This is a genomic window from Microbacterium sp., from assembly GCF_052099035.1.
GTDB lineage: Bacteria > Actinomycetota > Actinomycetes > Actinomycetales > Microbacteriaceae > Microbacterium.
Genome location: NZ_JBQDSX010000078.1, coordinates 1 through 10116, shown reverse-complemented (window position 1 = coordinate 10116; position 10116 = coordinate 1). Strand labels below are relative to the sequence as shown.

At 64.9% G+C, this 10116-nt stretch carries 7 protein-coding genes and 2 pseudogenes; 5 read left to right on the top strand and 4 right to left on the bottom strand.

The window, feature by feature from the left end; genetic code table 11:
* Window positions 1–100: 100 nt before the first annotated feature.
* Window positions 101–2167, bottom strand: a pseudogene (locus ACTIAO_RS15465) (ATP-dependent DNA helicase); the annotation flags it as partial.
* Between ACTIAO_RS15465 and ACTIAO_RS15460 the strand changes: the two are divergent.
* Window positions 2060–3508, top strand: coding sequence for a recombinase family protein (locus tag ACTIAO_RS15460; protein WP_441907063.1), 1449 nt, complete (start codon window positions 2060–2062; stop codon window positions 3506–3508). The pseudogene ACTIAO_RS15465 and the gene ACTIAO_RS15460 overlap by 108 nt on opposite strands.
* 628 nt (window positions 3509–4136) lie before the next feature.
* Here ACTIAO_RS15460 and ACTIAO_RS15455 read toward each other — a convergent pair.
* Both ACTIAO_RS15455 and ACTIAO_RS15450 read right to left on the bottom strand, forming a co-directional pair.
* Entirely contained in the window at window positions 4137–4865 is a 729-nt protein-coding gene (locus tag ACTIAO_RS15455) for a hypothetical protein (RefSeq protein WP_087055409.1), read from the bottom strand.
* Window positions 4862–5980 carry a hypothetical protein gene (locus tag ACTIAO_RS15450; protein WP_441907062.1) on the bottom strand — a complete coding sequence of 373 codons (1119 nt, stop codon included), beginning with the start codon at window positions 5978–5980 and terminating at the stop codon, window positions 4862–4864. The genes ACTIAO_RS15455 and ACTIAO_RS15450 overlap by 4 nt, the downstream gene beginning before the upstream one ends.
* Before the next feature lie 392 nt (window positions 5981–6372).
* Between ACTIAO_RS15450 and ACTIAO_RS15445 the strand changes: the two genes are divergently transcribed.
* The 3 genes from ACTIAO_RS15445 (at window position 6373) to ACTIAO_RS15435 (ending at window position 7410) form a co-directional block, all read left to right on the top strand.
* Entirely contained in the window at window positions 6373–6579 is a 207-nt protein-coding gene (locus ACTIAO_RS15445; RefSeq protein WP_441907061.1) for a hypothetical protein, read from the top strand.
* A gap of 82 nt (window positions 6580–6661) precedes the next feature.
* Window positions 6662–7057, top strand: coding sequence for an SHOCT domain-containing protein (locus ACTIAO_RS15440; protein ID WP_441907060.1), 396 nt, complete (start codon window positions 6662–6664; stop codon window positions 7055–7057).
* Window positions 7054–7410, top strand: coding sequence for an META domain-containing protein (locus ACTIAO_RS15435; RefSeq protein ID WP_441907058.1), 357 nt, complete (start codon window positions 7054–7056; stop codon window positions 7408–7410). The genes ACTIAO_RS15440 and ACTIAO_RS15435 overlap by 4 nt, the downstream gene beginning before the upstream one ends.
* Before the next feature lie 229 nt (window positions 7411–7639).
* Here the strand turns inward: ACTIAO_RS15435 and mobF are convergent.
* Window positions 7640–9325: pseudogene (gene mobF / locus ACTIAO_RS15430) on the bottom strand (MobF family relaxase); the annotation flags it as partial.
* Between the two features lie 257 nt (window positions 9326–9582).
* Between mobF and ACTIAO_RS15425 the strand changes: the two are divergent.
* Complete coding sequence (locus tag ACTIAO_RS15425; RefSeq protein ID WP_441907057.1) at window positions 9583–9945, top strand: DNA cytosine methyltransferase; 363 nt, start codon at window positions 9583–9585, stop codon at window positions 9943–9945.
* The last annotated feature ends 171 nt before the right edge of the window (window positions 9946–10116 follow it).

The following is a 10116-nucleotide window of genomic DNA, read 5'->3' as shown; positions in this document are numbered from 1 at the left end:
TGGTGCCTGATCAGGGGCTCCGCGGGCTGAAGGACGACGCACTGTTTAACAACGACTACCCGCCCCCCGCCTGCCCCCCCCCCCCCCCGCACGGCACCGACTACAACGAGGGTCCGACTCGCTGTGCTCCCATGCGGCGCGGACGTTCCCGGTCGGGTTGCTCGGCCTGGGCGAGGTTCTTAGCCCGGTCGAGCGCGGCGCGGGCGCGGGCAGCGTCGAGCTTCTGCGTGTCGGCCTCAACGGGTGCTACGAGGGGTGCAGGCCCAGTGACGCCGTAGCGGTCGCGGTAGGCAGCGATCGTGCGAGCCGCGCTCCGCCATGCGTGCGCCGCTCGCGCCTGCTTCGGCTGGACGCCGAGGTTCGTGGTCCACTCGTGCTTCTCGTTGAGCGCGGTATCGAGGAGCGCATCGGCCCGGGTCTCGATGAGGTCGCGTCGCTCGGTCAGCGCCTGCCGCATCTCGGACGGCACGGTGCCGATGGCTTCGGGGATGAGGCCGGCGATCAAGCGTGGTGCCTTCCGCGCGCGACCGGACCCCGCTGGCCTCGCAGCTGCCTTCGCGACGCGGTCGTGCAAAACTGAGGCGATGTCGTCGGCGTCCGCGAACCCGCGTGCTCGTACGAGGCGTGGCAGCAGGGTCTCGACGTCGTGCTGGTTCGCCTCGGCCCGGCGGAGCTCGGCAGTCAGCGCTCCGAATGCGGGTGAGGCGATCGCGTCCTCGGCGTCGTCGTCGCTGAGCCCAGACGAGCGGATGAGCGCGGCCCAGCGGTCGTGCTGTGCGGCAGCAGCCAGGGTCTCGTACTCGGCGGCGAGCTGCGCAATCGAAGCCCAGGCGTCCTGCTCGGCGGTGATCGTCTCGTGCGCGGAGAGCTCGGCGCCGACGTGCTGCAGCACCCCGAACAACACTGACCGAGCGGACGCATCCTCGTTGTCGCCGGGGTGCGGGCCGTCGTGGGCGGAGTCGGGCTTGTCGACAGCGACGTAGGCGATGTTCTCTTCGCGGCCACGGGTCATGGCGACGTAGAACGTCTCTCTCGTCATCGACGCATCCGCCAGGACGTGCGAGGAGTCGACCGTGATGCCCTGCGCACGGTAGGAAGTGACGGCGTAGCCGAGGTCGAGATGTTCGGCCGCGTACTTCGCCGGGATGACGACTGAGGTGCCCCACTTCCTTCCGACGCGGCGGAGGGGGAGGGCGCCGTCATCGCGGACCTCGGTGACCGTCCATCTGTCGCCGTTACGGACCCAGGACCGGCCGGCGCGAAGGCGGCGGTCGTTGCGGCGGGTGATGACGGTATCCCCGGCCGCGGCACGGGTGCCGTCGTGCAACTCGACCTCACGGCGGGCGTTCACGGTGCCGTCGAGGATCAGATCAGCCCGTACCCGGTTGTTGAGCGCCTGGACGGACTCGTTGGAGTCGGTCACGAGGACGCTGGCCCGCCCGGCGAGAGTGTCCGTACGCCAGGCAGTGTAGGCGGCGTCGATCATCACCTCTGTCTCTCCGCCGATCACGCGGCCATGCTCGACGTAGGTATCGATGACGTCGGCGCGCCCGTACCGCAACGCGAGAGATGCGGTCTTCTCCCACACGTTGACGAACCGGTGCACGTCGACCAGTTCCGGGGCGTCGTCGCGGTCGTGAACGAGGAGGGAGAACGCGCCCCCGGCGGTGACGGACTGAAGCTGGGCGTGATCCCCGACCAGCAACACCTTCGCCCCGACCTCCGCCGCCAATGTGGTGATGCGGTCGAGGGAGAGCGTGCCCGCCAGCGACGCCTCATCGACGATGACGAGTTGACCCTTGCGGAACGTCTCGCCGGTGCGGTCGTGGGTGTCGAGCCACTTCGCGGTGTTCTCGGTCTGGAGACCGAGGTCATCGGCCAGGACCTGCGCGGCGACCGCGGACGGCGCGAGCCCCACCACGCTGCCGCGCCTGTGCTCGTGCTCCCACGCCCGCCGCAACGCCGACATCGCCGTCGTCTTGTCGACGTGTCGGGTTTGACCGACGTACCTACCAGGTGAATGGAGGTCGTCATGAACGGCACGAATATCAACGACAGCATGGAGCAGGTGATCGTCTATCTGCGCATCAGCGAGGATCGCACGGGCGCGGAGGCCGGGGTTGAGCGGCAGCGGCAGGACTGCCTCGACCTTTGCCACCGGCTCAGTGTGGAAAACCCTGCCGTGTTTATGGATAACGATATCTCCGCGTATGGAAACAAGAAACGCCCCGGCTACCTCGATCTCCTTGAACGGGTGAAGCTCGGTCCCACTCGGATCGTGGCGTGGCATGTGGATCGGCTTTATCGGAAGCCGCGCGAGTTGGAAGATCTCATCGATCTCGTGGAGTCGCATCCGATCCGCATCGATACCGTCAAAGGTGGCGCGTTCGATCTGAACGCGCACGAGGGCCGGTTGATGGCCCGCCAGTTGGTCGCGATCGCGTCGTATGAGTCGGGGCATAAAGCCGACCGCATTCGTCGTGCGAATAGGCAGAAGGCGGAGCGGGGTGAGTGGCATGGTGCCCCGAAGTACGGGTACGGGCTCGGCGGTGTCCTCATCCCTGAAGAAGCCGCTGTGATTCATGAGATGGCGGACAGGTTCCTTGCGGGTCAGTCGGTGCGGCAGATCACGATGTGGCTCAACCGCGACGGTGGCCCGGTGCCGCCGTCGAAGGGGAAGAGTCGCTTGAATGTGTGGCACGCATCAACGGTGAAGTCGATCCTCTGCTCCGCACGCATCTCGGGGCAGCGTGCCTACGACCCTGACGCGCCGCGTGGGGGTGAGAAACCCGGTGGGCGGGCGATCCTGGGGCCGGGGAACTGGGAAGCGATCATCACCCCGGAAGAAACCGAACGCATCCGCGCCGTGTTCGCAAACCCCGACCGCAGGGTCGGTCGATCAGCGAAGAGTCTCCTTGCCGGGATCATCTCCTGCGGGAAGTGCGGCAATACTCTCGTCACCGGTGGCTGGCGCACCGGGCAGACTGCCCCATCGAAGCAGCACTTCTACCGGTGTCTCCCGCTCCCAGGTCGCCCGGAACGCGGCGGACTCTCAGCCAGCGCCGCAGGTGTCGAAGCGGTCGTTACGGAGTCGATCATCCTCCGCCTCGCCGCAACCACTCTCCCCGATATAGCACCGGGTGAAGACGGCGGAGTCGCAACAGCGATGGCCCAGATCACTGCTGCGAGGCAGCGGATGGAGGACATGGCCCGCGACTACGGAGCAGGCCTCCTCACCCGCGCAGAACTCCACGCCGCGAAAACCGCAGCACAACACTCCATCACCGAAGCGGAACGACTCCTCGGGCGTACCAGCAAGTCCGCAGCATTGAAGGGCATCCCCATCGGCGACGAGACTGCGCTGCGGGAAGCGTGGGCGTCGGAGTGGTCGATCCCACAGAAACGCGCCATCATCGCCGCCCTCGTCGACACCCTCGTGATCCTGCCCCTCCCCAACGGTGGCGCAAGATTCAGGCCCGAACGAGTGCAGATCACCTTCAAAGCCTGACACAAAGAGCGCAGCGCATACAGGCGATCCCCGGAAGCGCTGCATCGAGAGCACGGCGGGGTCAAGCTTCGGGTTTGGTGAGCACACGGAGCTTTGAAAGCGCGACCGGGTCAGTAACGGCGAAAGACACCCCCGACCGCTCACACGCCTCCCGAACGAACGCCTCCGGGTCGAAGCCTGGCGGAAGCTTGCCCGGCAATTGCGCCCGCCTCCGATGTGGGATCCGTACCTGACTGGTGCGGGAAATACATGGGGTGTCAGTGGTGTGCATGATCGTGTTCATACACGACAGGTGCGTCACCCAAACCACAACATCTAGTATTTACCCGAAACATGAGCTACTATATGTGCTCACGCAACTCAATCAGGGACCCGGTGCGGTGGTCGTGATTCACAACCACCGGGAGTGTTGATTCAACACCCCCGACCGGCAGAAATCGGTTCACCACAGAACTGTTTCATCCCAGATGAGACGGTGGAGCCGAATCGGCACCACCGTGATACGGCTCAGCGACAGACTCTCCCGGATCAGGCAGTCCCACCGAATCGATGGCACTGCGGTTCACCCCTTAGACAGCAAACCCCAGGCCGCACGGTGGGGCCACGGTGGCATGAGCGTGCGTGAGTGTCAGTCGGAAGTCGTTGCCTCAGGCATCTTGATTCCCTCGAAAGGGGTTGCGCGGCGGATGAACTCGGCACGATCTGTTTCGCTGATCGTCGTGATCCCATAAAACAAGGAAACGCCCGCCACGAGTTCGTCGTCGCTCTCGCCCGCCTGGTAGTCGGGGTTGAGCGTGTCGTCCTGGATGGTGACGTCGAAGAACTCAGCTCCGCGATGGAAGCTCCCTACCCGCATCCACTCGGGATACTCCTCGAAGTAGGTGTCACGCGCTTGGTCAGTGATCTCATACCGTTCCGCGATCTGTCGAACGGTGTCGATGACCGCGTCCCATTGTTCGACAGGAATCTCGACGTTCACCTCATGGATTGCAGAGTTATAGGTGGTCAGTAGCGATTTGCCGCCGTACCCGTTGCCTTCCTCCGGATACCAGCCACTTTCGCTTTCTACCGTCCACTCGCTGATGCCGTACTCAGTTTCGAGAGTGTCCTGAACTTCGACGATGAGCTGGCCTGCCCGTGCTTCAACCTCTTCAGCAGCGGGGAGCATCAGCACATCGCTTGCTGGGATGCCCGCACTCGCCGGGTAGTCGACCCAATCGACGGTGACCGTGTTCCCCTCAGCATCGGTCGAGGTTGTCGTCGGTGATGGTGTGCAGGCAGACAGCAGGATCACTGCTGCTACGGCAGCTGCCGTGCCGAGCGCGACACGCGGCCGCAGTCGTGTTCCGATCATCATGTTGGGTTCTCCTGTCTGACCCAATCGGTGCGTTCACCGTTCTCTTCAACTACCCACCGCACACGATCATCGATGTAGCGCACGTTCGGTGTAAACCAGAACGTCTGATCCGGGTCCCAGCCCGCGATCACGGTAGCGGTCTGCTCATCGACAGGGATCGCGATTCCCGCCGCAGAGAGATAGGTCTGTGTCTGGAGGTGTACAGCGTCGTAGTGTTCGGCGACTTTCGCCCAGTCCGGGACCACCCAAGCACCGTCTCGCCCGGTGGCGCGGTACCAGTCGTGACGCTTTTGCGCGGTGACCTCGATCGGGAACCGCGCGCATAGATCCGCCCACGCTTCGGCGGTGTCAATCTCGAAGATACGCAGCCCAGCGGGTACCCCCAGCCGCCGCGTGTTCGCTTGCTCCCAGCCGAGGCTGTCTTCCACGAACCACAACCCGGCAGGACTCTCGTCGAACAGTGCCCTGGTGGTTGAGGGAAGCTCCCACGGTGGGCGTGACCACCAGTTCCCGCTCCAGTTCGCGGTCACATCCGACGGACGCTCCCGCCGAGCAGCCAGTTCTTCCTCGACGATCTGATCCCGCACCTTGCGGAGTAATGCCATCGGGTCTGCCATGATCTCGTGCGTTGGTGCGTCATCCCACTCCACCTGCCATTGGGAACGCTCCGCCACCGGCTCACCCCACCACGTGGCATGCGCAGACGCGGCAATGTGCTCCGCGACGCGGCGAAGCGGAACCTGCAACTCATCTGACACCGCAAGTACGTCGCTCCCGTCCGCCTCCTGCCAGTACCTGGCCGAACCGACCGGCTCGGAGACGCAGTCACGCAACAGTTCCGGGGTCACTTCGGCCAACGACACAGTTTCCAAGCGCGCTGCAACCTCAGCGGGGGCGACCTCCCGAACCTCCCCACCGACGTTGCCGATCAACTGCACCGATGTGCCCTTGCCTGGGTCAAGGTGATACGAGGCGAGAAAGACTCCCGCGTTGAACGAGTCCTCACGGTACTCGGGGACGTGGAGGCGATCGGATGCGATCGCATACTCGAGGAGCAGGCGTCGTCCCCGTGGCCCGCACATGAGGAGGTCTGCCAGCGAGGTTGTGTCGATCATGCGGACACCACCCACGGTGCGGACGAGAAGTTACCGCGTCGCATCCGCTCAGAGGACGGATCGAAGTCGATGCTTGACACCCGCTTCTGAGCGTCAAGCCGCGTCAAGGTGGGATCAGCCGCAGAGAGACCCCAGGCTGTCTCAAATCCGGCAGACAACCCCACGTCGTAACAGGCCTGAGCCCGCTCACTTACCTCCACCAGAATCCGCACCCCCCGAGTCTACGAACCGACCCTGAGAACCCGACTGCCTGGCTCCTCGGCTCAAACACTCCTCCGCAACAAAGTGAGGCACTCATACTTCCGGACTTCCAGCTCTCCCTCTCGGGGCTGCTCGTCGCGATCATTGTGTTCGCGCTCGCGCAGAGCGTCCTGGCACCATTCATCTTCAAGATGGCCAGACGGTACGCCCCCGCTCTCGTCGGAGGAATCGGTCTCGTTTCAACGTTCGTCGCGCTTCTCATCGCCTCGCTCGTCGGAGGCGGCCTGGCGATCACCGGGATTGGGACATGGATCCTCGGCACACTCATCGTGTGGCTCGTCACCGCACTCGGTGCCTGGCTTTTGCCGCTTATCGCATTCAAGAAGCGCGCTGCTTAGTCTCCCGCTTGGCCGCACAGTGCGGCAAAGCTTCCGAACGCCCACTTCTCGGGCGTGGCATCTACAAGAACAGGAAATACTTATGAGCTTCTGGTCCACTATCTGGGACACTATCTGGTGGTTCCTCACGATCTTCGTATTCATCGCCTATCTGATGGCGCTGTTCTCGATCATCTCCGACCTCTTCCGCGATCGGAAGCTCAACGGTTTCTTCAAGGCCGTCTGGCTGCTGTTTCTGGTCTTCCTGCCCTTCGTGACGGCGCTCGTCTACCTCATCTTCCGCGGACGCGGCATGGGAGAACGCGCGCAGAATCAGGTCGTGCAGGCGAGGACGGAGACCGAGGACTACATCCGCTCCGTCGCAGGAGGCCCAACAGCTGAAATCGCGCAAGCAAAACAACTCCTCGACAGCGGAGCCATCACCGACACCGAGTATCAGCAGCTTAAGAGACAGGCACTCAACGGAGCCCCTCGGTGACTCGCACACGATCCGCGCTCATCGCGGGTATCGCAGGACTCGCGCTACTGCTCACCGGATGCGCCTCAACGAACGAATCTCCCGTCGGCACCTGGGGCGAGGAAGACGGGCCAACCCTCACTCTCGCAGAAGACGGCACGCTCAGCGGCAGCGACGGCTGCAACCGTCTGACCGGTGGATGGACCCAGAGCGAAGGCCAACTCGATTTCGGTGAGGTCGCATCCACAATGATGGCTTGCGAAGACATCGACACCTGGCTGAATGGACTGGCAACTGGGACCATCAAGGGGAGCACACTTCATATCCTGAACGCCTCGGGCACAGAGATCGGGACTCTCGAACGCGATCAATAGCAGGAAAAGAGGGAGACTGGCATCCGCCAGTCTCCCTCTTTTTCACCTCAACTATCGCACCAGGCGCACCCTCCACGACCCCTGAGCGCCTCTCTCTGAGCTAGGAGATGAGGCACAACAGCGCAACGAGACACGCGAGCAATAGCGGGCCTCGCGCAGACAGCTCGTTCCCCTGGTTGGCCTCCGAGACAGGATCTGCGACCCGCAGGTAGAGGCGTCAAACACGACATGTGGTATTCCCCGCCCCCGCCGGGCCGACCAGCACATCGACCATCCGCCCGGAGACCGCGATCTTCGTCAGCGCGCCAGCCTGGTCGTCACCGAGCATCCGGCCCTTGCTGTCGGGCCGCTTCGTAACACGTTCCACGGTCGTCAGCGGCACGGTCCGGGCAGTGGTAATGCGGGCGCGCTCGAGGAGGCGTTCTTCGGCGGCCAGCAGCACCTCGGAGGAGAACAGCGCGGAGCGCTTCGGACGGAACACGCCCGTGCCATCCGGCCGGCGGAACGCCGCCGGGCTGGATGCGAGCTCCGGCGGGGTCAGGCGCAGCGACGCGGCCTCGGCGGCACCCACGACCAGTCCGACGACGGCTTCGCGATCCTCCGTCGAGGCGAACCGATGTCCCATCGTCTGCCGCGCGGCCTCGGCAGTGAGGTTCCAGCGATGCCAGGTGGAGCGCTTCTCACCGACCGCGGTCACCACGTCTTGCCCGAGCGAGGCAATCACATCCAACGGCACGTCGTCGGCGCGCAGCAGCAACGGCTCCTCATTCGCCGTCACGCCGCGCGCCCACGAGGTCGCATCCGACCCGAGCACCCTCCAGGCCCGTTCCCGCCACGAGGAGGTGAGATCGGCCAGCGACCGCACCTCCTTCTCCGGCCGGGTCGAGAGGGTGGCCTGGGCGCGGAGCTTCATGATCGTCGCACGGAACGGCCGCCGCCCATGCGCATCGACGTAGTGCTCGATGAGCCGATCGGTCTCGGCGTCGATATGCCGGGCACGAGTGGAGAACTCCTTCACCAGCGCCTCCGGCACCGCAGTGATCGCCCACGCCGGGTTGCGGTCGGGGCCCATGTCGCGCGCCTCCCACGAGACGCCAATCGACCGGGTGAGGTGGTCAGCGAAAACCGCCTCGTGCAGCTCGGAGAGCGCGACCACGGCAGCGTGCATCGGCCGTCCATCCAGGCTCCGCCATTTGCCGTCGAGGACGGTCTGCACCTTGTTGCTGATGACGACATGCGTGTGCAAGTGCGGGTCGCCCGCCCGGCTGTCGTAGTGATCGAACACCGTGGCGATGAGCCCTGCGACGTCGACCTGTGCAACAGCACCGTCGCGGGCGCTTGCGCCCGCGCGCGTGGCTGCAACCTCCCGCTCCATGAACGCAACCACCTCCGCAACCGCCGCATGATGCGCATCCGCGATCAACGCCTGCGTCCCAGCATTCACAACAGCCCACAGCACGCTCGCGGACTTCGGAATCGAGAACGTGAAGTCGAACCCCGCAACCGCCCGCCGCACCCCGCGCTCGGCTTCCTCGGCTTCGATGGCTGCGACCGCTTCTGCGCGTGACGCTGGCCCGAGCGATGGATCGAGTGCCCGGGTCCGCGCCTCGACCCGCTCGGCCACGGCTCGGTACTCGGGGTACGCGCGGCCGAGCGGTTCCCCGGTGATGGGGTCGCGGCCCATGCCGATGAGGAGCTGGAGCTGTGCTTCGAAGACCTGATCGCCCACGTTGATCCGTCCGCCTCCGAGCGTGGCGACTCCGGCGCCGAGCCAGCGACCCGGCTGCGTGCCCTCGGCGTTGTAATAACGCGTCAGCGGGGTGGACAGCGACCTGTCGCCGTCGCTGGCCGCGACTGTGCGAAGCAGGTACTTGTAACCGTCGCCTGCCGACATCACGCGCATCGAGACCGTCACCCCGGCCGCCCTTCTCCGTCTGCTCACAAGGTGAGCAGCGGCCCGCTGACGGCCGGCTCAACCTCGATCTGCAAGAGGCGTGACAACTCGTGCGAGTGAACCGCGAGAGGACAGGGCGCTGAGTCATCGACGGCAGCCGTCGTGACTCGGGAGGCGCCAAATGGATGGGCGCTGATGGGGCGGCTCGTGCACCTGGGTGGTGACCCGCTCGGAGTGACCGCAGGACTCCGGGGATCACCGTTCAAGGAGGTTCGCCTGTGGCCGATCAGCCCCTTATCAGCCCGTCCGCGCCGCTGCGTCTCGGGTCGCTGTTCTCCGGCTACGGCGGACTTGACCTCGCCGTCGAGGAAGTCTGCAACGCTCGAACGATCTGGTTCTCCCAGATCAACGAACCCGTCGCGCGTGTCTTCTCCCACCACTGGCCAGACGCCCCGAACCTCGGCGACATCACCACTATTGACTGGGACACCGTCCCACCGGTGGACATCCTCTGCGGCGGGTTCCCCTGCCAAGATGTGTCGACAGTCGGGAAGATGGCCGGCCTGGCACCGGGCACCCGCTCCGGCCTCTGGGCACACATGGCGGCAGCGATCGACGCGCTGCAACCCGAATGGTCGTAATCGAGAACGTCCGTGGGTTGCTCTCCGCGCCCGCAATCCGCGCAAACCTCGAAGGAGACGACAATGAGCAATGCAACTTCAGAGATGCAACCCCCAACAGTGCAACCCCTCGCGGCGTGGAACCCGACCCGTGGCATCTGGGAGAAGCCGCAACTCGACCTCTTCGGGCAG

Bases quoted from the DNA above. Each gene is read 5' to 3' on its own strand.
- ACTIAO_RS15450 (WP_441907062.1), bottom strand. From the start codon at position 5,980: ATGATCGACACAACCTCGCTGGCAGACCTCCTCATGTGCGGGCCACGG.
- ACTIAO_RS15445 (WP_441907061.1), top strand. From the start codon at position 6,373: ATGGCCAGACGGTACGCCCCCGCTCTCGTCGGAGGAATCGGTCTCGTT.
- ACTIAO_RS15455 (WP_087055409.1), bottom strand. From the start codon at position 4,865: ATGATGATCGGAACACGACTGCGGCCGCGTGTCGCGCTCGGCACGGCA.
- ACTIAO_RS15460 (WP_441907063.1), top strand. From the start codon at position 2,060: ATGGAGCAGGTGATCGTCTATCTGCGCATCAGCGAGGATCGCACGGGC.
- ACTIAO_RS15440 (WP_441907060.1), top strand. From the start codon at position 6,662: ATGAGCTTCTGGTCCACTATCTGGGACACTATCTGGTGGTTCCTCACG.